Consider the following 25,422-nt stretch of genomic DNA (forward strand, 5'->3'; position numbering starts at 1 on the left):
CGCCATCGCGGGCAAGCCCGCTCCCACAGGGGAATGCGGTCAACCGGCGGGCTTGCGCGGTGCCTTGGGTTTTTTCTCGGCGGGCGGCTTGGCCGCTGCTGGCTTGGGCTTGGGCGGCGCTTTCGGCTTGGCCTTGGGCTTGCTCGGCGTCAACGCCTCAGCCTCCGCCAGCTTGCGCGCCATCTCCCAGTGCCGCGTATCCTGGCCATGGGGTTTGCCTTCCGACTCCCAGATCTGATGGGCCAGTTCCCGTATGCGTTTGTCTTCAGTACTCATCGCAATGTTCCTCACAGAAAATGTTCAGCTTTCTTGATCATCAGGATTGATAAAGACATTGACCGGGAAATCCCCCAGGGCAGTGCTCAGTGGCAGCTCCTTGTTTGGTGTGACTGCGCCTGTGTGGAAAAGTCCCTTCCATTTTTGTGCCGTGGCGGCGAACGGTAATTTGACCCGTGTATCGCCCCAAACCTGCGCATCGAACTGGGGCTGCACACCGTTTTCAAGCAAGTGATGGGGCCAGCGCGGCACCACCACCAGCAGGCGTTTGCCCTGGTGCTCGCGACTGAACGCGAGTACCCGTTCGGCGTGCGTGCCAACCACTTCCAGTGGCGTGTAATCGCCGTGGCGAAACAGTTCGGGATGGGCCTTGCGCAAGGCCAGCGCCTGGGCGATCACCGCCTGTTTGATACCCCCGTCGCGCCAGTGCAACAACAGTTCGCCGATGTCCGGTGGGGTTTGCAGCGCCTGTTGCCGTGTGTTGAAATCCACCGGGCGACGGTTGTCCGGGTCCACCAGGCTGAAGTCCCAGAACTCGGCGCCCTGGTACAGGTCCGGCACACCTGGCACGGTGATGCGAAGCAAGGATTGCGCCAGCCCATTGATCGCGCCGGCGCGGGCGATTGCCTCGGCGGCGTCGCCGATGGCCGTGCGCAATGCATGGCCGGTATCGCTGTGCAGCAAGCGCGCGAGGAAGGCTTCGACGCCTTGCTCATACGCCTCGTTCGGCGCGCTCCAGCTGCTGTGCAACTTGGCTTCGCGCAGGGCTTTTTGTTGCCATTGCCAGAGACGTTGCTGATAGCCGTCGAAGTCAGCGTCCAGCGGCCAACTGCCCAGCAGCACTTGATAAAGAATCAGCTCATCGCCTGCCGAGGGGCTGCCTTCACCACGTAACGGTGCGGCCAGGCGGCGCCAATGCTCCACCTGTTCGACGTACCACGGCGCACATTCACTGAGCACCGCCAGCCGCGCACGGCTGTCTTCGCCGCGCTTGTGGTCATGAGTGGCGGTGGCCAGCAGGTTGTCGGGGAACGTGCGCAAACGTTGCTGGTTGGCCTCGTGGAAGTCGGCCAGCGGCGCGCTGAACTGCTCGGTGCTGAAGCCCACATCGTTGCGCGACAGCAGCACCGCCGAACGATAGAACGCAGTGTCTTCCACGGCCTTGGCGGCGGCGGGCGAGGTCAGTTGCTGGAAGCGCACGCAGGCATGCTTGAGGATCTTGCGCTCACGGCCCACCGGGCGATTGCGCCAGGGTTGGCCGCCGAGCCAGTTGGCCAGGTGATCGAGCACCGGCCAGTCGCCTTCGCCCAAGGTGCTGCGGGCACCGGCCATGGCCTGCTGGAACAGTTTGTCATCGACGGCGCTGCGGCCACGGGCGCTGATATAGGTGCGGTACACCGGAAAGTGCACGATCAGTTCCTGCAAGGCGCGACGGATCGCGCCGAGGGTCAGGTCGCGGGTCATCACGTCGTCGCGGGCCACTTGCAGCAGGGCCTGGGCGACGCTTTCAAAGTCGCCGCCGAGGGAACCATTGAGGATTTGCTGGCGGGCCAGCCGTGCTTCCTCGATAAACGCCGAGGGGCGCTCGCTGTGGCGGGTCCACAACTCGGCCAGCGGGGCGAAGCCGTCGGGATGATGTTGCAGCAAAGACAGCTGGTTCATGAATTCATAGCCGGTGGTGCCGTCCACTTGCCAGTCTTCCCGCAGGGTTTCCCCTTCACCGAGGATCTTCTCGACAAAGATCGGCAAGTGCCGCCCCGGCGCCAGGGCGTCCACGCGACGGCGCAGCTTGCGGCAGTAGCCCCGTGGGTCGGCGAGCCCGTCGATATGGTCGATGCGCAGGCCATCCACCAAGCCTTCGCCGATCAGTTCGAAGATCTTGCCGTGGGTGGCTTCGAACACGGCGCTGCGTTCGACCCGCAGGCCGCCCAGTTCATTGACGTCGAAGAAGCGCCGCCAGTTGATGTCGTCCGCCGCCGTGCGCCAGCTGGCCAGGCGGTAGGCTTGTTGCTCCAGCAGATGATGCAGGCGCTCGAAGTCGAATGCCGCCAGTTGTTGCTCGATGGCGTGCAGCACCGGCGCGTCGCTGGCGCGCTCGGCCAACGCCTGCTTGAGCCACGCGGCCTCGTGGTAGGCATCGTCCTGCTCGGCGAGGGCGCTGAAACGTTCGGCCATGGGCTTGAGCAAGACCCCGGTACCGAGGATCTCGGCGTAATCCCTTGGGCAGATCGGGAAGCGGTGCTCGTAGTGCGCAACATAAAACGCGCCATGGGCCGCATCGAATTGCAGGGTTACGCTGCCGGTCTGCAAGGCTTCGCCGTAGTCGCTGCCGAGGAAGGGCATGAGCAATTGGCCCTTGAGCAATGGGTCCGGCGAGTGCCACTGGATATCGAAGAATTCGCTGTAGGGGCTCAAGCGACCCCATTCCAGCAGGTCCAGCCACCAGGGGTTATCCGCGCCGCCGACGGCCATGTGGTTGGACACGATATCGAGGATCAGCCCCATGTCGTGGGCCCGCAGCGCCGTCACCAGGCGGCGCAATGCCGCTTCACCGCCCAGCTCTGGATTGACCTGGGTCGGGTCGACCACGTCGTAGCCATGCATGGAACCGGCGCGCGCGCTGAGCAGTGGCGAGGCGTACAGGTGGCTGATGCCCAGCGCGGCGAAGTAGGGCACCAGTGGCACCGCGTCATCCAGGGTAAACCCGGCGTGGAATTGCAGGCGTTGGGTGGCCCGTAGCGGCAGGTCTTTCATCGATCACGCTCGTGGGCCTGGTTGCGCGCCACGGCCAACAGTTCCAGGCGGCGGGCGGCGCCGGCATTGTCGAGCAGGCTGGACGCTTCGCCCGCCAGGCGTCGGCGCCAGTTGGGGTGGGTGTCAAGGGTGCCGGGCAGGTTGGCTTGTTCCTCCACGCCCAGCGCATCCTCCAGTGGCAGCAACACCAGTGGCGCGCGGGTGTGGCCGAGGTAGCGCACGCTGGCGTCGATCATGTGGTCGGTGTCGTTGCGGATTTCGTCGACGAAGTTCTGCGGGTCCTGGCTCAAGGCTTGGCGCAGCGCCTGGCGTTCGCGCAGGCGGTGTTCGCTCCATTGCTCCACGGTGGGGGCGTCGATCAGGCCCAGCTCGATATTCCACTCGATGTCGCGGCTGTGCCACCAGCCGTTGAGGGTGGGCAAGTCGTGGGTGCTGGTGGTGGCGAGGGCGTTGTCGGGCCAGTCGAGGATGGGCTTGAATTGGCCATCGTGGCCTTGTTCGAACAGCAGCACGCGCATGCCGAGAATCGAGCGGCTGATGAGTTTTTCGCGCAGGCCGTCGGGCACGGTGCCGAGGTCTTCACCGAGGACGATGGCCTGGTGGCGGTGGGATTCCAGGGCCAGCAGGCGCAACAGATCGTCCACCGGGTAATACAAGTACGCGCCTTCGCGCGGCGAGGCGCCCATGGGGATCACCCACAGGCGTTGCAGGCCCATCACATGGTCGATGCGCAAGCCGCCGGCGTGGGCGAAGTTGGCGCGCAGCATCTCGATAAAGGCACGGAAACCGTTGCGCTTGAGGCCTTCGGGGGAGAAGGCAGAAATGCCCCAGCCCTGGCCGGCGCGGTTGAGGATGTCAGGTGGCGCGCCCACGGTGAGGTTGGCGAGCAGTTCATCCTGGCGGCTCCAGGCCTGGCTGCCGCCGCCGTCGGCGCCCACGGCGAGGTCGGCGATCAAGCCAACGCCCATGCCGCTGCCGCGGGCGGCCTGCTGTGCGCGTTCCAGGCTGCGGGCGATCAGCCATTGGCTGAAGGCGAAGTAGCCGATTTCATCGCGGTGTTCCTCGGCGAACTGCGCGAGTGCCGGGCTTTGCGGGCTGCGCCAGTCCTCGGGCCAGTGGCGCCAGTCGAGGTCTTCACCGGCAGCGGCACGCTGGGTTTGCACGGCTTCGAAGCGGCAGTGGTTTTCCAGGGCTTCGCCGCCGGCCTGGCGGAAGCTGAGGAAGTCCGCCTGTTGCGGATGCTCGCCGTGGCGGAAGTCTGCATACAGCGCGCGCAGCAGTCTTTGCTTGGCCTGGGCGGCGGCGGGCCAGTCGATCAGCTCGAGTTGTTCCAGGCGGTGCAGCTCGTCGGTGAGGCCGATGGCTTCAAGCGCATTGCGCACTTCGCGCTCGCCGAGGATGCAGGCGGGCGAGGCGTACAGGCTGTTGAGGAACAAGCGGCTGGACGGCGAATACGGGCTGTAGCGCCCGGTATCGGCGCTGAACATCGCATGCATCGGGCTGATCGCCAAGGCATCGGCACCGCGTTCGGCGGCGGCGCGGGCCAGGTGTTCGAGGGCCAGGGTGTCGCCGAAGCCGCCATCACCCAGGCGGCGCAGGGCATAAAGTTGGGCGCTGAGGCCCCAGGCGCGGGCGGGCTCGCTGTCGACGGCTTCGGCCACGCTGTAGCAATGGGTGGGGGCGACGGCGAGGGTGAAGGTCTGCTCGGCGATATGCACCTGGTGGTAGCCGAGGGCGATGACGCCGGGCAGCACCGCGTCGCCATCCAGGCGCAGCTCCAGGGTTTCGCCGTCTTCCAGGCTGACCCGGCACAGGGTATCGGGCTCGAAGTAACGCGCCAGGTCCAGGCCGCTGCCGCTGTCGACAGTCATCAGCGGCGGCAGGTGTTTGCCTTGTTGCACCTGCTCCAGTTGCAGCAGGCTGGCGTCGATTTCGGCGTCGCTGTCGGCCGGGTGGCCCAGGCCTTTGAGAACTGCGCGCAATGCGTCGGGTTGTACACGTTGCGGGCGGCCATTCGCGTCGATCCAATCGACGGCCAGGCCCGCTCGGCTGGCGAGGATTTCCAGGTTCGCTTCGCTCAAGGGTGCTCTCCAACAGGGGATAGGGTGACGCGTGCGCTGTAGGGCGGCAGGTGCGCGCCTTGCTGCACAGGCGTTTCGAATAGCAGGTGGGTGCTGGCGGGATGATCGAGGGCGGTGGCGCTCAGGTTCAGGTCGATCTGCAACAGGCTGCCATTGCCCAGGCGCCAGCGTGCGCTGACGGCGCCGTCGGCCAACACCTGCGCGCCCAGTGCCACGCTGCCGGGCAAGTGCGGCACCAGGTGCTGATGGCGCAGGCTGAGCAGGTGGCGATAGAACTCAGCGTGTTCGCTGGCGGCAAACACCGGGGCCGACTGTTCAAAGGTCGCCAGGGCGTTGGGATCGGGAATGCGTTCGCGCAGCGCCGGGTCGCGGAACGCGGCGAAGTCGGCAAACTCATTGCGCCGGCCTTCGCGCACGGCGTCGGCCAGTTCGCCGTGGTGGTCGGTGAAAAACAGGAACGGCTCGCGGGCGTTGACCTCATCGCCCATGAACAGCAGCGGGATCATCGGTGACAGCAGCAACAAGGCGGTCGCGGCGCGCAGTGCCTGGGGCGCGCACAGTTGGTGCAGGCGCTCGCCGAAGGCGCGGTTGCCGATCTGGTCGTGGTTCTGCAAGAACAACACAAAGGCGCTCGGCGGCAGGTGGGCGCTGGGTTCGCCACGCGTGTGGCCGTGGCGGGTGGTCTCGCCCTGGTAGATAAAGCCTTCGCCCAGGCAACGGGCCAGTTTGGCGGTGGTGTCGCGGGCGAAGTCGCTGTAGTAGGCGTCGGTTTCGCCGGTGAGCAACACGTGCAGGGCGTTGTGGCCGTCGTCGTTCCATTGCGCGTCGAAATCGTGTTCAAGCAGGCTGGCCTGGTTGAGTTCGTTTTCCAGCACCAGCCAGACGTGTCGGCCGACATCCACTTGCTGGCGCACGCGCCGGGCGAGGGTTGTCAGGAAGTCCGGGTTGTCGATGGCGTGCACGGCGTCGAGGCGCAGGCCGTCGAAGCGGTATTCCAGCAGCCACATCAACGCGTTGTCGAGGAAGAAGTCGCGCACTTCGCGGCGCTCGAAATCGATGCCGGCGCCCCAGGGCGTGTGCACGTCTTCGCGAAAGAAGCCCTGGGCGTATTGGCCGAGGTAGTTGCCGTCGGGGCCGAAGTGGTTGTAGACCACGTCGAGGATCACCGCCAGGCCGTGCTCGTGGGCGCTGTCGATCAGGTGCTTGAGCTGCTCGGGTGTGCCATAGGCGGCGTGGGGTGCGTAGGGCAGCACGCCGTCGTAGCCCCAGTTGCGCTCGCCGGGGCACTGCGCGAGCGGCATCAGTTCAATCGCCGTCACGCCCAGCTCGGCCAGGCGCGGCAGGTGTTGCTCCACGCCGGCATAGCCGCCCAGTGCGCCGACATGCAGCTCGTAGATCACCGCTTCATGCCATGGCCGGCCTTGCCACTGGCTGTGGCGCCAGGGGTAGGCGAGCGGGTCCACCACCAGGCTCCAGCCGTGTACATCCGAGGCCTGGGCGCGGGACGCGGGGTCGGGGACATCCCGTTCCCCGTCGATATTGAAGCGGTAGCGGGTGCCTGCCGGGCAGGCGATTTCACTTTCAAACCAGCCTTCCGCCTGGGGCAGCATGGCGATGGACTTGCCGTTTTCCAGTTCAACGCTGACGTAATACGCATCTGGCGCCCACAAGGCAAAACGCGTGTGTTGCGCGTCCAGCATGATTGCGCCGTGGGGCCAGGTTTCCAGAGTCCGTGCCGGCATCTATAGAGACCTCCCAGGTTTATTTAGCGGATTTCCCCAGGGCCTTGGCCACCAGTTGCTCATACAGGTCGGCGTAGGGTTCCACCGCCTGGCACCAGTTGAAGGGTTGGGTCATGGCGCGGCAGCGCATGGCGTTGAGCAGGCGCGGGAAGGCGAAGACCTTGAACGCGCGGCTCAGGGCTTCCTGATAGCTGTCCACGGTGGATTCATTGAACAGGAAACCGGTGACGCCATCCTCGATGGTGTCCGCCAGCCCGCCGGTATTGCGCGCCACCGGCAGCGAACCGAAGCGCTGCGCGTACATCTGGCTCAGGCCGCACGGCTCGTAGCGCGACGGCATCAGCAGGAAATCGCTGCCGGCAAACATGCGCCGGGCGTCGGTTTCGTTGAAGCCGATGCGCACACCGACCTGGCCGGGGAAGCGCAAGGCCAGTTCACGCATGGCTTGTTCTTCTTCGGGTTCGCCACGGCCGATAATCGCGATCTGGCCGCCATTTTCGACAATAAAGCTGGCAACGGCTTCGGTGAGGTCGAGGCCTTTCTGATACACCAGGCGCGACACCACGGCAAACAGCGGGCCGCTGGAGTCGTCCAGGCCGAACAGGTTGCGCACATGAGCCGCGTTGATCGCCTTACCGTCCCAGTCACCGATATTGAAGTTGTGGGTCAGGTGGCTGTCGGTGGAGGTTTCCCAGCTCTCATCGATGCCGTTGGGGATACCACTGAGCAGGCCTTGCTGGGTCTTGCTGGCGAGGAAGCCATCGAGACCGCAGCCGAATTCGGGGGTGGTGATTTCCTGGGCGTAGGTCGCGCTCACCGTGGTGATGTGGCTGGAGTACGCCATGCCGGCCTTGAGGAACGACATCTTGCCATAGAACTCCATGCCTTCCTGCTGCAAGGCGTGGGGTGGAATGCCCAGCTCCGGCGTCGAAGCGAGGCTGACCACGCCTTGATAGGCCAGGTTATGGATGGTGAACAGGGTCGGCGTGCGTGACCCACGCCAGTGCATATACGCCGGAGCCAGGCCGGCGGGCCAGTCGTGGGCGTGCACCAGGTCCGGGCACCAGTGGATCTGCGCGAGGTTGGCGGCCATGTCGGCGGCGGCGAGGCCGAGGCGGGCGAAGCGGATATGGTTGTCCGGCCAGTCGCGGCCGTTGTTGGCGCCGTAGGGCGTGCCTTCGCGCTCGTACAGCTCGGGGCAGATCAGCACATAGATGACCAGGCCATCCTTGAGGTCCATGCGCCCGATCTTGCACGGCGGCAGCGCGGCGTGGCCGCCCAGCTCGCCGACGATATGAATCGGGTTGTCGCTTTCCATCACCTGCGGGTAACCGGGGATCAACACGCGCACATCATGCAGATGGGCCATGGCGCGGGGCAGGGCGGCGGAGACGTCGCCCAGGCCACCGGTTTTCACCAGGTCGGCGAATTCGGAGGTGACGAACAAGACTTTCTTGCGATTGGGATTCTGACTCACGACCGGCCGCGAAGTGGCTGGCAGATCGATCAATGAAGATCCCTCTACCGGCTGACTGACACGCTCTCCCTGAAGATCTACAGCGGCACTGATCATAGTTCTCTCCCACATGTTGGTTGGCTAATGGCCCGCTGCCATCAGCTCCGATGACCGCTTCCTGCGGTCAGGCGCACAAGCACTGTACAAACTGGCAAGGCGTATGCCAGTTGCACATTTGGCTCGAAAAGAATGGATGGACGGGCGTTGGGTGTGAACCGCAAGCGCTCGCCTTACCTTAAAACTGGACCTACGGCAGAGTTGGAAAGTTTCGATTTTTTGCGGGGTTTTTGTTTTCGAACGGACCCATCGGTCATCAGTCTAGGACAGATCCTAGAGCCTGTAGGGTTTGTGAGGAAATTTTGTAGGACAAAAAACTTGTAACCTTATGCGCCCTTGAAAAAGCCTTCCTGTGGCGAGGGAGCTTGCTCCCGCTGGGGCGCGAAGCGGCCCCAGCTCTTTGTTTAAAAGACTGGGACTGCTGCGCAGTCCAGCGGGAGCAAGCTCCCTCACCACAGGCGTCAGGCTTAGAACTCCAGGGTGCTGGACACCGAGAACTGCCGCGCATCGCCAATCGACACAAACAGGCGGCTGGCCGCCGAGGTGTAGTAGGTGCGGTCGAACAGGTTCTTCACGTTGAGCTGGAACTTGACCTTCTGCCCGTCGATCTTGGTGTCGTAGGTGGCAAACGCGTCCGCCACGGTGTAGCCCGGCAGGGTGAAGTCGTTGGCCGCGTCGCCTGCGCGCTCGCCGACGTAGCGGGCGCCAGTGCCCATGCGCAACTGGTCGCCGCCGAAAATGCTGCCGAAGTCGTACGCCACCGACAACGAGCCGGTGTGCTTGGCGACGTTTTGCAGGCGGTTGCCCTCCAGGGTCGGATCCTTGTCCTTGACGTCTTCGGCGTCGGTGTAGGCATAGCTGCCGATCAGGCTCCACTGGTCGGTCAACTGGCCGCTGGCGTCCAGTTCCAGGCCACGAGAACGCACTTGGCCGGCAATGCTGTAGATGGTGTTCGCGCCAGAGCCGACGGAAACCAACACATTGCGCTTGTCGATATTGAACAGCGCCGCGCTGGCAGTGATGCGCCCAGGAATATCGAGCTTGGCCCCCAATTCCCAGGACTTGGATTCCTCGGGTGTCAGGTCACCGGTCAACTTGCTGCCATCGGCCAGGGCGGCAATGGTGGAGTTGGGCTTGAACGATTCGGTGTAGCTGCCGTAGAAGGACAGCTCGTCGGTGTAGCGATACACCAGGCCCGCACGCGGTACCCAGGCCTGGCCGTTGCCGTTGGTGTTGGCCTTGAACGGCACGCCCTTGCCGGCGTATTGGTCGTACATCTGGTAGCGCGCACCGGCGACGAAGATCCACTGGTCGGTGAGGTGGATCGCGTCCTGGAAGAACAGCGAGTCGCTGCGCAGCAGGTCGGTCTGGGCGCTGTCGGCGGCGCTGACGGTGGTGCCGGCGACTTCGTTGCCGTAGACCGGGTTGTAGTAGTTGAACGAGCCACGCGAGTTCTGGCGGATCAGGTCGGCGCGGTAGATCTTGCGGTACTCATCATCCATGCCGAACACCAGGTCGTTCTGCAGGCCGAACACGTTGACCTTGCCTTCGAGGCTGGCGGTGGTGAAGCGGTCGGTGGTGATCGCGCCTTTGGTGCCGTCCATCTTGCGGGTCAGGGTGCCGTCGGTGGCCACTGCGCTGACGCGCACTTGGCTGGCGTCGTAGGTTTCGCGGTTCCAGCTGTAGCCGAAGTGGGCCTTCCAGTCGTCGTTGAGGTCGTGGTCGGCTTCGAAGCGGTACAGGTCGGAGCGGCCTTCCATGTTGTTGAAGGGCTCGTCCAGACGGCGGGTGGACGGGATGTCCAGCGGGTGGTTGGACTTGTCGATGGCGGTGCCACGGTCGAACGGCGAGAGGAACTCGCGGTGCTCGTAGGCAAACAGCAACTTGGTGTTGTCGCCGTACCAGGCCAGGGACGGCGCCACCAGCGTCTCGCGGTGGGTGCCGAAGTTGCGCCAGTAGTCTTCGTCTTCGTGGTCGACGATCAGCCGGTAAGCCAGGCCGCTGTCGCCAATCGGCCCGGTGGTGTCGAGGCTGCCGCCGCTGCCGTTCTTGCCGTCGCCAAAGGTCGAGCCGCGCACGGTCAGGGCGGTGGACTGCACCAGTTCCGGCTTTTTACTGACGATATTGACCACGCCGCCCGGGTCCTGGATGCCGTACAGCAACGACGACGGGCCCTTGAGCACTTCGACGCGCTCGGCCGTGGCGTTCAGCGCACGGCCCTGCACCACCGGCATGCCGTCGCGCATGATCGAACCGTTACGGTTGTCGCCAAAGCCGCGCAGCATCACCGCGTCCTGGGTGCTGGCAAGGGTATTGGCCTGGGTGATGCCGCTGATATTGCCGAGGGCGTCATCCAGGTTGCGCGGGGTCTGGTCGCGCAGCACTTGGGCAGGCACGACGTTGACGGTTTGCGGGGTTTCCAGCAGCAGCGCCTTGGAGCGCATCACCGAGCTGGTGGGCGGCGGCTGGTAGCTGGTGCTGTCCTGGGTCTGCTGGCCGACGCCGCTGATGGTGGTGGCGCCGAGGTTGACCGCGCCTTCAGTCGGCAGCGGTTCAAGCGCCAGGGTGCGCGCGTCGATCTGGCGGAAGGTAAAGCCGGAGTTGCTCAGCAGGCGTTGCAGGGCCTGGGTCGCGCTCATCTGCCCGCTGACGGCCGGGGCCTTGAGGCCGTAGGGCGCTTCGTCGGTGTAGATCACGCTGATCCCGGTGACCCGGCTGAAATCGCTCAGGGCCTGGGGCAGCGGTTTGGCTGCCAGGGCAAAGTTGAACCGGGCGCTTTGTTGTTCCTGCGCCTGCGCCACGGCCAGGGGCAGCAAAGCCAACCCCGAGACCGCCAAGACCGAGGCTCCCAGCCACTGTTTAACCCAACCGCCCGCCGTCAACTTCATGCTGTGAGAACCCGTGTAGAAAACGCTGTTAATGCGAATTGATCGCAGTTTCAAGCACTACACGGATGGGCCGCGGGTTTACCTCACATAAATCTGCAAATATTTTCGAGAGTACGACGCGGAGCGTCGGGGGATGCGTTCCCACGCGGAGCGTGGGGACGATCTTATTGCGCCTGAATGCGGAAACCCATGCGTGGGAAATGCACATGCACGGTGCCGGCGCGTTCGTCGGTACGGCGCAGGATCAGCTCTTCGCGCCCGGCAAACAGCAGTTCGCCAGCGACGGGGTCGGTGCCGTAATCGGTAGCGCTGACAGTCACCTGCTGGCCTGGGGCGAAGCCATTCAAGTCCGCGAACACTTCATCCGGCAGATTGGCCGGCGTGGCGTTGCGCGAAATTTCCAGGGCCTGCTCGGCGCTCATCTGGGTGGACGTGCCATGGCCGAAACTCAACACGCGGTCCAGCCAGGCGGCGACGGCAGGATAAGCATCCACCAGCGGCGCAGTCACGGAAGAGCCTTTGAGGAACCACAACGGGTGAGCCAGGGAGAAGTCGGCAATCGAAGGCTCGCCGAACAGGAAGTCCCCGGCCTGGTGCTGCAATTGCTGATCGATGCGGCTGACAATCGCCGGCCATTGGTGCAGAGCCTGGTCCAATTGCACACGTGTCGCCGTGCCACCGCTGAACAGTTTGCCGCGGTCGGCCACCAGTACCTGGAGCATTTCTGGCGGCACCTTGGCGAATTTCACCGCCAGGGATTCGGGCTGGAACACCAGCGCCACCGCATGGGAAAACACCACCGAATCGGCCCAGGCGGCGAAGCCCTGGGTGACCAGTTCCAAACCTTGGGGAAACAGCGCCGGGGCGGATTTTTCCTGCTCCAGGCGCCGGGCGATCAAGGCCGTGTCGCAGTAGATATCCGCGCCCACTTGCAGCACCGGGGTCTTGCGATAGCCGCCGGTGAGGGCAGTGAAATCCGGCTTGGGCATCACCGGCGGAATCAGCACCGAATGCCAGGACAAGCCCTTGAAGCCCAGCAACAGACGGGCTTTTTCCGCGAAGGGGGATTGCGGGTAGTGGTGCAGGATCAACTCAGACATGCCGGACTCCGCTCTAGAAGTGAGCCGCTAGCTTAGCCTGCAAAATCTCGCTTGGGGACGATGGGAACCCATCAGTCAAATCAATGAGTCACTGGCCGCCAGGCATTCCTTGGCGCTTTTCTTCAATTTCTTGATCAGCCGTTCCTGGCGCAGCGCCTCGGCCTTGCTTGCACATTGCTCGGTGTACACCAGCGCCACGGCCGGGCTGGACAGGAAAAACCGCGCGCCCTTGCCGCTCTGGTGCATCGCAAAACGGCGCACCGGGTCATTGCTGATGCCGCAATACAGCGAGCCATTCGCGGCGCGAACCAGATAGACAAACCAGGGTTTGGGTTCAGAAGGATCAGTCACAGGTCAGTTCAGCAAAACCAGAAGAGCGCCAAGCTTATCAACGACTGGCCTGGAATGCCTTCAAACCGCGCAGCGCCTGGGCTCGCACGGCGTTTTTGACGATGGGCGTCCAGCCCAGCAACAGGCCCTTGGTGCCCAGGGCCTGACGCGACCAGCGCCACAGGTCGAAGCTGTCGTGGTGTTCGCTGATCTTGCCGTCGCGAAACACGAAGCGCGCCTGGATATCGTTGACCACCGTATTGCCGGTGGCGCTGAACAGATAGGTGGCCACCCAATGCGCACTGCCGCCGCGCTCATCGCTGCGCACGCTGTCGAAGGTCAGGGAGAAATCCTTGGCGCGGGTGGTGAGCATGCGCCACATATCGCCGGCATCACGCCCGCGCAGTTCGCCGAAGGCCGGATCGCTGAACACCACGTCATCGGTATAGCAGGCGGCCATGGCCTCGGCGTCCAGGCGCTGGAAGGCCTGGTAGAAGCGGTTGATCAGGGCGTCGTGGACATCACTCATGGGCAGGCTCCGTGATTCAGTGTTATCAGGGCTGCACGATAAGCTGCGCATGGGTGGAAAGCCATGCCCATTTACCTTGTCAATAAGGGGGGTGGGGTCAGAGGTAGACGACGTCGAGGGTGGCGCTGCCGTCCAGGGGGAACTGCTCGCCCAGCGGTGGCAGGCTTTGAAGCCTGACGATAAAGGTATCGACTTGAACGTCCATCGCCATCGCCCGCAACGGCACGGGCGCAACATCGCTGCCCGCGCTCGTACTCAAAGCACGCATGCTGTTGACCTGCCAGATCAGCCCGGGGTGGGTGGCATCCGACCAACTGGTGCCAGTGCTCGACTCAATGATCGGGCGGTCAACGCCATCGGCCTGCCCATTGGCGGTTTTCAGCATGTACCAGCCGACTTTCTTGTCGTCGACCAGACCCAGGCCAAAATTTTCCGCCACTCCAGGTATCCCCCCCTCGCCAGAGGTGCCGGCTCGATTATCACTGCTCCGAATCGCAACCATGGTCGGCGCGGCGCATTCGACACTCAAGCGCAGTGTCGCCACCGCCAGTGCAGTGGGCACATTTCCCTGGTTCAAGTCCTTGCGCGATATCTTGCCGTGGTCCACCACGCCGCCGGACAAGGCCGGCGTACACGCTGCCGGCGTAATACTGCCCTTGACGTTCACATCCACACTGGACGCCGCCAATACCGGGACGACACCGCCCAGCGCGATGGCGGCGGCCATCACGTTAATCAACATTTTCATATACTAAGTACTCGTTCGAGTGGGTTTTAGTTGACGAGCATCGACACACGACTGCACCAGGCTCGCCAACAATTACGACTCTGTAGTTAGACCAGGGGGTTATGCCAAGGCGCCAGTAACACCAAAACATTTGTGAACTTTATCGCGCAACCACACGGCACCCAATACACGTTTTACGAATACCCATGCCACACCAATAACGGCGCGACTTATATCAACTTCAATGCGCACGGATATAGTCGGCCGCGCACTTGACTCAAGGAACCATTCCCGCATCCCGTGCATAGGCAAACAGATCCACATCCGTGGAAATACACAACCGATGCATCGCCGTACTCTTCTGTTTGCTGATCGTCGAAATACTGCGATTGACCCGCGCGGCAATCTGGCTGACGGTCATGCCGCTGGCCAACATGCGCACCACTTCCTGTTCTTTGCCCGACAATGTCGGCGCCTTGGTCGGTTGCGCCAGGCAGGCCTGATCCAGCTGCAAGCGCAGGCATTCGCTGACGAACTGGCGCCCCTGCACCACGGTCATCAGCGCCTGCGGCAACTCTCTGGCGGATGCACTCTTGGCAATAACGCCTCGCGCGCCATGGCCGAACGCAGCGCGCAGGGTGGCGATATTGGCGAACATGGTCACCAGAATCACGGGCACGTCGGGGTACTTGCGATGCAATAAACCCAATAGCCCGTAACCGTCTGCTTGTTGATTACCGGGCATGGCGAAATCAGTCACGATCACGTCGCACGGAATACGTTCTATCAACTCCAGAAGTTGGTCAGGGCCATCGGCTTCGGCCACGACCTTGCACTTTCCGCTCGCCTCTATCACCACTTTTTGACCTACGCGAACTATGGGGTGATCGTCAGCAATAATGATGCGAATCATCGGGCATTCCATGATGGCAGTTTGAGACCAGCAAAATACCGCGATCGTGTTTTTGCAACAACAGGAAATAAGTCATCCACTCAGCGTTACCCCCCGGTTTTAAGCGCTACGCTTAATCCCTACATAATTAAGAGAACACACTTACGGAAACGTACTACATGACAGAGGTATAAATTCCTTCAAAGTCGTGCCAAGTAATCCAGATAGCGCTCAACGCTCTGCCGGTAGCCATCCAGGTCGGCCTGGTTCAGCCTCACACCGCAGACCTGCACTGCATTGATCAACGCGACCGCGCTGTTCTCCAGGCCGGTTTCCCCCACAAACGCCACGCTGCCCGCCAGACGATGCAGACACTGCGCAGCCTGGCTGGCATCGAGTGTGGCTTGGGCGGCGGCCAGCACCGCCAGGTCGGCATGGGCTTCCTCGATCAGGCTGAACAGCATCGGCGCCACCACCTCCCAGCTCCCAAAGGCTTCGATCAGGCTGGCGCGGCTGGGGAACGTGCCGCGGGGCACAACCGTGACCTCCATGCACTTGGCGGCATTGCCGCCTGAGTTCGGTGGCGCCAGCCAGCAGTGCAAAACCTTGCGCAGTTGTGCGAAACCGATCGGCTTGTGCAACCAGCCGTCCATTCCGCACGCCATACAGCGACGGATGTCTTCCGGCCCCAGGCTGGCCGTCAAGGCCAGTACCGTAACGGGTGGACGGCCTTCGGCTTTTTCGCGCCGACGCAGCTCACGGGTCATCGCGTAGCCGTCCATGACCGGCATCCGGCAATCGCTGATCACCAAGTCGAAACGCTCGACATTCAGCACATCCAACGCCATTCGTCCATCGCTGCAACAGTGATGAGCCACGCCGAGTTTTGTCAGCAATGAGCCCATCAGCAGGCGGTAGGTACCGTGGTCATCCACCACCAATACCCGGGCATGGGGCCAATGGCTCGGCGGCGCGCGCAAGCCTCGTTCAGGTAAGTGGTGCGCCATGGTGCCCTCATGCAGAGAGCGATCAGCTCAACCGGCCGGCCATGCACTGGCCGCACCCGAACTTTTCGCAGCAGGACGATCACCCCAATCCAAATGAATGAATCACAGTCATCAAAGAGCGCGAAAAAATATCCGAACGAATTAAACAGCGCGATACAACAACTACGACAAAGCCCCCTCCCCCCGCATTAAACGACGCTATTTCACTAAACAAGCCCTTTTTGTCATTGCCACCCTGTCATTCGTAATAGTTGCATTTGCGCCGCTTCGTCCCGGCGATAAATTCCCTCCCGCTTTTCCCTGAAGCAGCGCGTGCCCGCCAAAACCATAAAACCCTGGGCAACTTCCCCGCGCTTATCTGTCCCGAAGCCCTTGCATAGGAATACCTGCTGATATGAAAACTTCTTTCGCCGCCCTGGTCGGGGCGATTTTGATCGCACACAGCACGTGGACGCTGGCCGCCAGCAGCGTGGACTTGAACGTAAAAGGCAGCATCACGCCCAGTGCGTGCGATACCACGCTGTCCCAGGACGGCGCCATCGACTACGGCAAGATCGCTGCCAAGGATCTGTCCATTGACCGCGTCACCTTCCTGCCTCGCGTCACGCTGCAACTGAATGTGGCGTGTGAAGCGCAGACCCTGTTCGCCCTCAATACCCGGGACAACCGCTTTGGATCGGCCAGCACCGCCCAGGGCTACTACTACGGCCTGGGCCTGATCAACGGCGACCAGAAGCTGGGCAAATATCGGATAGACCTGCTCAACCCGGTCGCCGACATTCCGGTCTACCCCCTGTTCTCCGACGACTCCGGCGCGACCTGGATAGCGAACCCCGACGGCAGTTACATGGGCCACGACTACTGGAGTGCATTTGGCGATACCCCAACGCCGAAGCCGTTGCGCAACGTGACGGTTGACCTGCGGATAGCCACCAGTATCGCGCCCACCCGAGACCTGACCCTTACCGCAGAAGTGCCCCTGGACGGCAGCGCCACGCTGGACCTGATGTACCTCTGAGCCCTGAACAGCGCCTGCGCCGGCGGTGGTTCTCGCCGTCCCGGCGCTGATTGAACCGAAACCGACGCCCACCCCCACAAGGACCTGTGCCCATGGACAAACCCACCCTCGCCCTGTTGCTCGCAGCCTGTGCGCCCGGCGCATTCGCCGCCAGCGACACCCACCTGAATGTCTCCGGGCGCATCACCCCCAGCTCGTGCACGCCCAGCCTGACCAATGGTGGCGTGATCGACCACGGCAAGATGACCGCCAGAGACCTGGAACACAGCATCCCGACGCGGCTCGACCCTGCCGAGATGCGCCTGGAAGTGCAGTGCGAGGGTGACACCTTTTTCACCTTGACCACCGTGGACAACCGGGCGGGGACCTCTGCCATCAACCCGGCGCACCACGGCCTGGGCAAGACCCATGAGGACGAGAAACTGGGCAGCGTGGCGTTCTCGCTGTTCGACCCGGTGGCCGATGACATCCCCGTCAAGGTCATCACCTCGCGTAATGGCGGAGCCAACTGGTCCACGTCGATCTACCTGGGGCACGAGGCGCTGACCTCGTTTGCCGCACTCGACGGCCCCAATACCCCCATCGCCCTGAAAACCCTGAGCGCTCGCCTGCGCGCGTTCACCATCATCGTGCCCGCCACCGACCTGACCCTGCTCGATGAGGTGCCCATCGACGGCCAGGCCACGCTGCAACTGAAGTACTGGTAAGCCGCCGTTTCCTTGATTTTTTCCCCTGCTAGGAGCAACACCATGAGTAAGTCCCTGAACGCCCTGTTCACCGCCCTTCTGCTCACCACCGCCGGCAATGCGCTGGCGGCGTCCAGCGTCGACTTGACCGTGAAAGGGCTGATCACGCCGAGCGCTTGTGAACCGACCTTGCCCAACGGTGGCAACGTTGATATTGGCAAGATTTCTGCGAAGGATCTCAAGGCCGACGACCACACCAACCTGGGCGAACACACCCTGCAACTGACGGTCACCTGCGACGCCGCGACGCTGATGGCGATCGAGCCCCATGACAACCGTGCCGGCTCGAGTTCCGACAATATCCCGTCACGCTTTGGCCTGGGCCTGATCAACGGCACCGAAAAGCTGGGCTTTCTTGAGGTATGGCTTTCCGCGCCGTCCGCAGACGGAAATGCCGGACGCGTGATCGGTTCGGTAGACGGCGGCTCCACCTGGACCCAGGAAGTCAATTTCGCCACCGGCGGCATTCTCTCGGTTGCCGACAACACCACCCTGGCACCAACGCCGGTACAGGTTCTCACCGCCAACATGACCGCCTCACCGAGCATCGCACCCGCCAGCGGCCTGACCTTGACCGAAGAGGTGCCCATCGACGGTTCCGTCACCTTGACCGTCAAATACCTGTAACGGAATACGGGCGCAACGCACTGCCTTGCGCCCACCGTCGTTATCACGGATGTCTTCTCAACCACGGTTCCAACCACAGACCATGAACACGCTCTCACGCCGTTTGATGATGCTCGGTCTTTGCCTGACCGCCACCCCCGCCCTGTGCGCCTCGACGGTCGAAGTGTCACTGACCGGCATCATCACCCCCAGTGCCTGCACGCCGACCTTGAACCCCGACGGCATCGTCGATTACGGGCGTGTTCCGGCGCGCTCCCTCAACCTCTACGAGTTCACGCAGCTGCCCACCCAGCACCGGGAACTGACCGTGAGCTGCAACGAGCCGGTGCTGTTTGTGCTGGTGGGCGTGGATAACCGCGCCGCGTCGTCCGTGGGGCCAGGGTTCTATTACGGCCTGGGCAACAACATCCATGCGCCGACCGAACGCCTGGGCTCGGTGGCCCTGGCGATTCGCGAGGCCACCGGTGACAACCAGCGCGTACTGGTGCTGGCCTCCAGCAACCAGGGCCTGACGTGGTTCCCCGAGTCCAATGCCTACCCGGACACCTACATGGGCTTCGCGCCTCCCGGCACCCTCGTGCCTGCCGCGCATCGCATGGTCACCGCCACCCTGCAAATCAACACCTCCATCAACGCCGCCGCCTACCTGACCCTCGACCAAGAGGTGCCGTTGGACGGCTCCATCGTGCTAGACCTGAGGTACTTGTAGTCATGTTTCCTCTTCCTCGAATCGCCTTGTTCAGCCGGATGTTCAACTTCGTACGCTATGCGGGCCTGTACCTCGGTGCAGTCGCCCTGACACTGTGGGGCCCCACCCTGGTATTGGCCGACGGCATGGTGCCGGACACTTCGGTGGTGATCGTCAACGAAGCCGACGGCGAAGCCTCGGTGTCGGTGACCAACACCGACTCCAAGCTGGCCCTCCTGCACGTGACCCTGGAAGACATCCCGGAGGACCCGGCACCGCTGCTGTTCGTCACGCCGCCGTTGACCCGGGTCGAGCCATCCAAGAGCCAACTGATCCGCTTCATCCTGCAATCGCCCACGCCGCTGACTACCCAACGCCTCAAGCGGGTGATCTTCGAGGGCATGCCCCAGGGCCGCGCAGCGGGCCAGGCCGGGCATGCGCGGGTCGGTGTGACGGTGCGCCAGAACCTGCCGGTGATCCTGCACCCCAAGGGCCTGGCACCCAATCGCACGCCCTGGACCGGGCTGACCTGGAGCCTGAAAAACCAGCAACTGAGTGTGCATAACCCCACGCCCTACGTGGTGCGCCTGGCCCAGGAACTGAAGCTGCTGCCGGGCAACGGCTCGGCCTTGTTGCCACGCACCTACGTGCTGCCGGGAGAGACCCTCAGTGTCGCCGCCAGCCAGGCCCAGGCGAGCACCGTGCAGTTGCAGCCGGCCACCGTCTACGGCTTTGCCGTGGACCCGTACCAAGCACCGATCACCCTTTGATCGCAGCGCCGGAGGGAAGGATTTCGGCGCCCTGATAACGAAGTGGCTTCCCATTGAAGGCCACCAGGAGCCTGTCGCACCGACGGATCGGTGCAGGCCTGCTCCACTCTTCGAGTACGACTTGTGAGCACAGTAATCACTGATCGCGACGGCGCAGCCGTGCCTGACGTTCTATCGCCACACCTGCGCCGGGTGTTGGCCGGCCTGGCGTTGACCCTCGGCGCCACGCTGCCGGCGGGTGAAACGCTGGCGGACGAAAACGCCGGCTCGTTCGACCCGCAAACCTTGTCCCAGCGCGGTATCGACCCGCAGCTGGCCAATCTGCTGCTGGAAGCGCCACGTTTCGCCGCCGGCCGCCACGCCCTCAACCTGAACGTGAACGGCCAGCGGCGTGGGCGTATCGATGTGCTGTTCGACGAACAGGGCGCATTGTGTTTCAACCAGGCCCTGCTGGACGCCGGCCAATTGCGCATGCCGGCGGACGCTGCCGACTGCCATGCCTTCCTCGAGGCCTACCCGCAGACCGTGATCGAACAAGACCCGGCCAGCCTCGGCCTGGCGCTGATCGTGCCCACCGACGCCCTGCGCCCGGCCATGCAGGACGTGTCCGGCTACCAGACCGGCGGCTTCGCGGGCCTGCTCAACTACGACCTCACGGGCCTGTACAACGAGTACGGCGACGACACCAGCCGCTTCGGCTCGGCCAACACCGAGGTCGGTTTCAACGCCGGCGACTGGATCGTGCGCAGCCGCCAGGTGCGGACCTGGCAAGACCGGGTGTCACGCACCACCCACCTTGACGCCTACGCCCAGCGCACCTTCGCCGAACAACAGGCGGTATTCCAGGTCGGGCAGATCAACCTGTACAACCCGGTGCTGGCCGGCGCGCAGATCACCGGCGCCCAGGTGCTCACCGAAACCGCGTTGCAGGACCAGAACCAGGGCGCGACCATCACCGGTATCGCCAACGGCCCCGCCCAAGTGGAAGTGCGCCAGAACGGCACGCTGATTCATTCCACCGTGGTGCCCGCCGGGCCTTTTGCCCTCACCGATGTGCGGCGCTTGAACAGCCGTTCCGACGTGGAAGTCACGGTCAAGGAAACCAGTGGCGAAGAACGCCGCTTCACCGTTCCGGCGGCCATGCTCGGCCTGGGCTTGCCGGCGCCGGGTTACTCGGTCGCCGCCGGGCGCGTGCGCAAGGTCGGCGACGGTGCGGGTGCCGAACCCTGGGTGGTCAGCGGCGGCTGGAGCGGCGCGCTGCACCCGCAGGTCAGCGTTGGCGGCGGTGTGCTGGCGGCCGAAGACTATCGTGCCGCCGGTATCAGCCTGGGCTGGCTACCCTGGCAGGACAGCCAGTTGCAGTTCTCCAGCCAGTTGGCCCAGGCCACGCGCCAGCGCAATGAACGCGGGGTACAGACCGACCTGTCGTGGTCGCAACGCTTGAGCGAACGCTGGGCCATCACCACCGCAGGCTCCTGGCGTTCCTTCGGCTACCGCGACCTGGAGGACTCCACCTACCGCACCGACACCCGCGAACAACAACGCTCGCGCTATCGCGACCAGCAGAGTGCCACGGCGTCCTGGGCGCACCCGCGGCTGGGGGCTTTCAGTGCCGGGATCTCGCGTTCATCGTCCTATACCGGCGACAGCAGCAGCCGCGCCCTGGCGTCCTGGGGCACCAACTTTGGCCGGGTATCGGTCTCCGCCAGTGCCGAATGGCAGGTCGGCGGTCGCCAACAGAACGATGACAGCATTTACCTGAATGTCAGCGTGCCCCTCGGCGAGCGTCGCCAGGTCAGAGCCTGGGCGCGCAACACCGGAGGCGAGCATCGCCTCGGCGCCGGGTTCAACGAGCAGGTCAACGACCAATTCAGCTACCGCGTCGGCGTTGAACGCGACAGCCGCGACCGCGAGGTGGAGTCGTCCGTGGGGGTCTCGGCGCTGCCCTATTACAGCCAGCTGGACTTCAACTACACACGCAACGACGCCGAGCGCTCCAGCTACCAGGGCGGCGCACGCGGCGGCGTGGTACTGCACGGCGACGGCTTGACCTTCTCGCCGTACCCGGTGCGCGAAACCTTCGCGGTCATGTCGGTGGGCGACATGGCCGGGATCAAGGTCAGCACGCCAAGCGGCCCGGTGTGGACCGATTGGCAAGGCCAGGCCGTGGTGCCGCAACTCAGTGCCTATGGCCGCAGCCCGGTGGAAGTGCAGACCCGCTCGCTGCCCCGCAACGCCGATATCAGCAATGGCTTGGCGGTGCTGTCGGCCGGGCGAGGCGCGGTGGACAAAGTCGAATTCGGCGTGGCCCTGACCCGGCGCGCCTTGCTCCACGTGACCACGCCCGACGGCCTGCCGCTGCCCCGTGGCGCCACGGTCAGTACCGCAGACGGCGAGTTCGTGACCCTGGTGCAGGAAGGCAGCCACGTGTTCCTGCCGGACGTGCTCGACCGACGCCCGCTGTGGATCAGCGCCCCTGGCCAACCCCGCTGCCGCCTCAGCTTCGAACTGCCGGAACACGGCGATCCCGAGGTGTATTACGAAACCGCACCGGCGCGGTGCCACGCATGAGGACGATCACCATGGGCCTCAAACCCGTCTTGTTTTCCCTGAGTCTGCTGCTGGGTGCCAATGCCTGGGGCGCCGATGAATGCCAACTGAACCTGAGCGAACCTACGCTGGATTTCGGCCTGATGAACCGCGCCGTCGCGCTGACGCCAGCCGCCGAACGCTTGCTGGGAGAACGGCGCGTGCGCCTGAACCTCAACTGCCCAGACGCCACCGATATGAGCCTGTTCTACCGAGGCCTGGCGGCGGGGGCCGAGCGTTTCCGATTTACCGAACGCGGCAGCTACAGCCTGCGGGTCAGCGATGCGGTACTCGACGGCCAGGCGGTGGAAGTAGGCCTGCTTGCTGCCAGCGGTCAGCTGCCCGTCAGCATGGGCACGACGCTGCGCTGGCGAGCGGAGCATGGCATCGTGCCGTTGCGGGGTGGCGTCCCGGTGAGTGGGCGCAATTTGTCGCTGCTGATCGAGGCCAGCGCCTGGGCCGACGAAACCGCCTCACGCGTCAGCGATGCGGTGACCTGGGACACCAGCGGCGTGCTCGACGCGATCCACGCCGGGCGCTCGCGGGAGTTGCGCCTGCAAGCGCGCTTCGCCCCGGCGGCCTGCACACCCAGCCTGTCCAACGGCGGCACCGTGGAATTCCACAAGTTGTCGGTGATGGACTTGAACGTCGACAAGGACACGCCGCTGCGCCCGCAACCCGTGATGATCAGCGTGACCTGCGACGCACCGACCCGCTTCAGCCTGCGCCTGCAGGACAACCGCCTGGGCTCGGCCACCGGACCCGCCGACGAAACCAGCTACGGCCTGGGCCTCGACGCCAAGCAGCAGAAAATCGGGCGCTACCGGCTGCTGTTCGACCCGACGCGCACCACTGCCGACAGCATTTCCCCGCTGTATCGCACCGACTCCGCAAGCGGCGCCCTGCCCTGGAGCAGTGCCAGTGCCAACCCGCTGGCGATTGGCGCCAGCCGCCACCTGGGGTTCAGCACCAGCGCCGGCAGCACCAGCGGCCCCGACCCGATCCAGACGCTCAACGCCACTGCCAGCCTCGAAGCGCTCCTCGCACCGCTGGGTTCACTGGACCTGGGCAGCGAAGTGCGCCTCGACGGCGCCGCCACCCTCGAACTCAACTACCTCTAGGAACCTGCCCATGAAATGCTGCCTGATTGCCCTGACCGTTGTTTCGCTGTTGCTGGGTGGCGCCGATCTCCGGGCCGCCTCCAGCGTCAACCTGAACGCCACCGGCAAGATCACGCCCAGTGCCTGCGAGCCGAGCCTGTCCAATGGCGGCGTGTACGACCTGGGCAAGATCCCCGCCAAATCGCTCAACCCCGATGAACCCACCCTGTTGCCTGCCCACAGCCTGCAGCTGGAACTCACTTGCCAGGCGCTGACTTTGGTGGCCCTCAAGCCCAGGGATAACCGGGCGGGCTCCCATTTCGAAAGTGACAACCCCCTCAAGTTCGGCCTGGGGCTGGTCAATGGCAACGAAAAGCTCGGCAGCATGCTGTTGCGCCTCCAATCGATCATGGCCGATGGCAACGAGCTGTTTGCCATCGGCTCTGTAGGGCAGGCCTCCTGGTCCCCGACCAACATTCTTTCGCCCACGTTCCTCACGTCATTCACCCCCGACAGGGGCAGCCCCAGCATGGCCCCGGTGCCGATCCAACGGCTGAGCGCAGCCGTGCTCATCACCCCCAGGATCGCGCCGGCAAACACCCTGACCCTGACCCGGGAAGTCCCCCTCGACGGCTCGGCCACCCTCGAAATCAACTACCTCTAGGAGCCTCTCCATGAAACACGCTCTGATTGCGTTGGCGCTGCTGTCCGGCACTGCCCACGCTGCCTCCACCGCCGAACTGACGGTCAAAGGCCTGATCACACCGATGGCCTGCACCCCGTTGCTGTCGAGCGGCGGGTTGGTGGACTTCGGCAAGATTTCGCGCAACGACCTCAACCTCACCAACGGCACGCGCCTGCCCCACAAGTACCTGACGCTTACCGTCAACTGCAACGCCGCCGGCCGCTTCGCCCTGCGCATGCGCGATAACCGCGACGGCACGGCCCACGTCAACAGCGAGATTTTCTACGGCCTGGGGCGCGACAGCGCCGGCAACAAGATCGGCGTGTATTCGGTGAGCTTCGACCCCAAGCAGACCGTGGTCGATGACCTCGCGGTGGTGTATGGCACCGAATCCACCACGGGCGGCCTGGCCTGGCGCACCTCCAACCTCAACCCCATCGATGTCGGCTCACGCAGCCTGCTGGGGTTTACCGATGTGGTGGGCAGCATGGCCGGGCCCTCCGCGATCCAGACCCTTACCAGCACCCTGAAGCTGGAAGCCACGATCAACGCCCGGCAGAACCTGGACCTGAGTGTGGAAACACCGATGGACGGTTCAGCGACGCTGGAAGTTGTGTACCTGTAACCCCTGAAACGTTCCACTTTCCCTGGTTAGGAGCAACCCAATGCACATCCCCCGCAACCTGCTGGCGTCAGCCTTCATACTGGCCGGCGCCGGCCATGCTGTGGCCGCTTCAAGCGTCGGCCTGAACGTCAAAGGCTCGCTCACGCCAAGCGCGTGTACACCGAGCATGTCCAGTGGCGGCACCGTTGACTACGGCAAGCTGTCCGCCAAGGACCTCAACGTCGATACCGTGACCCGCCTGCCCCGTGAGTACCTGCAACTGCGGGTGGAATGCGATGCGGCCACCGTGTTCGCCCTGCAAGGCCATGACAACCGAGCCGGTTCGTCGCTCGATGGCGACGAAGACAGCTACGGCCTGGGCCTGATCAATGGCGATGAAAAACTCGGTTCTTATGCGGTGAACCTGTCGTCTGCCGTGGCGGACGGCGTACCGTCCAGATTCATCATGTCTTATGACGGCGGGGTGACCTGGTCGCCTTGGCCCGGTGGCGCCCTGTGGGTCGGTGGCACGACCGCGGTGGCCGACAACTCATCCTTCACCCCGCTGCCGACAAAGGTGCTGACGGGCGAGATGATGATCAGAACTGTCATCGCCCCCGCCAACACCCTGACCTTGACCGAGGAAGTGCCAATCGACGGCTCCGTGGCGGTGACGGTCAAGTACCTGTGACACAG

General features: G+C 63.9%; 22 protein-coding genes. 10 read left to right on the forward strand and 12 right to left on the reverse strand.

What is annotated here, in order from left to right; all coding sequences use genetic code 11:
* Positions 1-39: 39 nt before the first annotated feature.
* The 12 genes from B348_RS0113995 to B348_RS0114050 form a co-directional block, all read right to left on the reverse strand.
* On the reverse strand, positions 40-276 hold the full coding sequence (locus B348_RS0113995; RefSeq protein WP_017736708.1) for a DUF2934 domain-containing protein: 237 nt from the start codon (positions 274-276) through the stop codon (positions 40-42).
* Positions 277-300: 24 nt separating this feature from the next.
* The gene (locus B348_RS0114000) at positions 301-3,030 is read right to left on the reverse strand and encodes a malto-oligosyltrehalose synthase (RefSeq protein ID WP_017736709.1); all 2,730 of its coding nucleotides are present in this window, start codon (positions 3,028-3,030) and stop codon (positions 301-303) included.
* Positions 3,027-5,111 (reverse strand): 4-alpha-glucanotransferase, encoded by a 2,085-nt coding sequence (gene malQ / locus B348_RS0114005; RefSeq protein ID WP_017736710.1) that lies wholly within the window; start codon positions 5,109-5,111, stop codon positions 3,027-3,029. The genes B348_RS0114000 and malQ overlap by 4 nt, the downstream gene beginning before the upstream one ends.
* Positions 5,108-6,853: a malto-oligosyltrehalose trehalohydrolase gene (gene treZ / locus B348_RS0114010; RefSeq protein WP_026136781.1), complete on the reverse strand. Its 1,746-nt coding sequence runs from the start codon at positions 6,851-6,853 to the stop codon at positions 5,108-5,110. The genes malQ and treZ overlap by 4 nt, the downstream gene beginning before the upstream one ends.
* A gap of 19 nt (positions 6,854-6,872) precedes the next feature.
* The gene (gene glgA / locus B348_RS0114015; RefSeq protein WP_026136782.1) at positions 6,873-8,426 is read right to left on the reverse strand and encodes a glycogen synthase GlgA; all 1,554 of its coding nucleotides are present in this window, start codon (positions 8,424-8,426) and stop codon (positions 6,873-6,875) included.
* Between the two features lie 467 nt (positions 8,427-8,893).
* Positions 8,894-11,314, reverse strand: coding sequence for a TonB-dependent receptor (locus B348_RS0114020; RefSeq protein WP_026136783.1), 2,421 nt, complete (start codon positions 11,312-11,314; stop codon positions 8,894-8,896).
* A 164-nt stretch (positions 11,315-11,478) separates the two neighbouring features.
* Positions 11,479-12,414 carry a glutathione S-transferase family protein gene (locus tag B348_RS0114025; protein WP_017736714.1) on the reverse strand — a complete coding sequence of 312 codons (936 nt, stop codon included), beginning with the start codon at positions 12,412-12,414 and terminating at the stop codon, positions 11,479-11,481.
* Between the two features lie 75 nt (positions 12,415-12,489).
* Positions 12,490-12,765, reverse strand: coding sequence for a GIY-YIG nuclease family protein (locus B348_RS0114030; protein WP_017736715.1), 276 nt, complete (start codon positions 12,763-12,765; stop codon positions 12,490-12,492).
* A 37-nt stretch (positions 12,766-12,802) separates the two neighbouring features.
* A complete protein-coding gene (locus B348_RS0114035; protein WP_017736716.1) occupies positions 12,803-13,273 on the reverse strand; it encodes a nuclear transport factor 2 family protein in 471 nt (156 codons plus the stop codon).
* 97 nt (positions 13,274-13,370) lie between these two features.
* A complete protein-coding gene (locus B348_RS0114040; RefSeq protein ID WP_017736717.1) occupies positions 13,371-14,021 on the reverse strand; it encodes a DUF1120 domain-containing protein in 651 nt (216 codons plus the stop codon).
* A gap of 256 nt (positions 14,022-14,277) precedes the next feature.
* Positions 14,278-14,913, reverse strand: coding sequence for a response regulator transcription factor (locus tag B348_RS0114045; RefSeq protein WP_017736718.1), 636 nt, complete (start codon positions 14,911-14,913; stop codon positions 14,278-14,280).
* Between the two features lie 179 nt (positions 14,914-15,092).
* The gene (locus B348_RS0114050) at positions 15,093-15,899 is read right to left on the reverse strand and encodes a hybrid sensor histidine kinase/response regulator (protein ID WP_017736719.1); all 807 of its coding nucleotides are present in this window, start codon (positions 15,897-15,899) and stop codon (positions 15,093-15,095) included.
* Positions 15,900-16,293: 394 nt separating this feature from the next.
* Here B348_RS0114050 and B348_RS0114055 point away from each other — a divergent pair, with 394 nt between their 5' ends.
* The 10 genes from B348_RS0114055 to B348_RS0114100 all read left to right on the forward strand — a co-directional run bounded on the left by B348_RS0114055 (position 16,294) and on the right by B348_RS0114100 (position 25,417).
* Positions 16,294-16,917 carry a DUF1120 domain-containing protein gene (locus tag B348_RS0114055; RefSeq protein WP_017736720.1) on the forward strand — a complete coding sequence of 208 codons (624 nt, stop codon included), beginning with the start codon at positions 16,294-16,296 and terminating at the stop codon, positions 16,915-16,917.
* A gap of 92 nt (positions 16,918-17,009) precedes the next feature.
* On the forward strand, positions 17,010-17,624 hold the full coding sequence (locus B348_RS0114060; protein ID WP_017736721.1) for a DUF1120 domain-containing protein: 615 nt from the start codon (positions 17,010-17,012) through the stop codon (positions 17,622-17,624).
* Positions 17,625-17,666: 42 nt separating this feature from the next.
* A complete protein-coding gene (locus B348_RS0114065) occupies positions 17,667-18,290 on the forward strand; it encodes a DUF1120 domain-containing protein (RefSeq protein ID WP_017736722.1) in 624 nt (207 codons plus the stop codon).
* An 82-nt stretch (positions 18,291-18,372) separates the two neighbouring features.
* The gene (locus tag B348_RS0114070; RefSeq protein ID WP_026136784.1) at positions 18,373-18,999 is read left to right on the forward strand and encodes a DUF1120 domain-containing protein; all 627 of its coding nucleotides are present in this window, start codon (positions 18,373-18,375) and stop codon (positions 18,997-18,999) included.
* A 38-nt stretch (positions 19,000-19,037) separates the two neighbouring features.
* Entirely contained in the window at positions 19,038-19,748 is a 711-nt protein-coding gene (locus B348_RS0114075; RefSeq protein ID WP_017736724.1) for a fimbria/pilus chaperone family protein, read from the forward strand.
* Positions 19,749-19,871: 123 nt separating this feature from the next.
* Positions 19,872-22,319 (forward strand): fimbria/pilus outer membrane usher protein, encoded by a 2,448-nt coding sequence (locus tag B348_RS0114080; protein WP_026136785.1) that lies wholly within the window; start codon positions 19,872-19,874, stop codon positions 22,317-22,319.
* Between the two features lie 11 nt (positions 22,320-22,330).
* Entirely contained in the window at positions 22,331-23,458 is a 1,128-nt protein-coding gene (locus B348_RS0114085) for a DUF1120 domain-containing protein (RefSeq protein ID WP_017736726.1), read from the forward strand.
* Between the two features lie 10 nt (positions 23,459-23,468).
* The gene (locus B348_RS0114090) at positions 23,469-24,101 is read left to right on the forward strand and encodes a DUF1120 domain-containing protein (protein WP_017736727.1); all 633 of its coding nucleotides are present in this window, start codon (positions 23,469-23,471) and stop codon (positions 24,099-24,101) included.
* Between the two features lie 10 nt (positions 24,102-24,111).
* Positions 24,112-24,747, forward strand: coding sequence for a DUF1120 domain-containing protein (locus tag B348_RS0114095; RefSeq protein WP_017736728.1), 636 nt, complete (start codon positions 24,112-24,114; stop codon positions 24,745-24,747).
* Positions 24,748-24,787: 40 nt separating this feature from the next.
* The gene (locus B348_RS0114100; RefSeq protein WP_017736729.1) at positions 24,788-25,417 is read left to right on the forward strand and encodes a DUF1120 domain-containing protein; all 630 of its coding nucleotides are present in this window, start codon (positions 24,788-24,790) and stop codon (positions 25,415-25,417) included.
* Positions 25,418-25,422: the final 5 nt, after the last annotated feature.

The organism is Pseudomonas sp. CBZ-4, assembly GCF_000346755.1.
Classification (GTDB): domain Bacteria; phylum Pseudomonadota; class Gammaproteobacteria; order Pseudomonadales; family Pseudomonadaceae; genus Aquipseudomonas.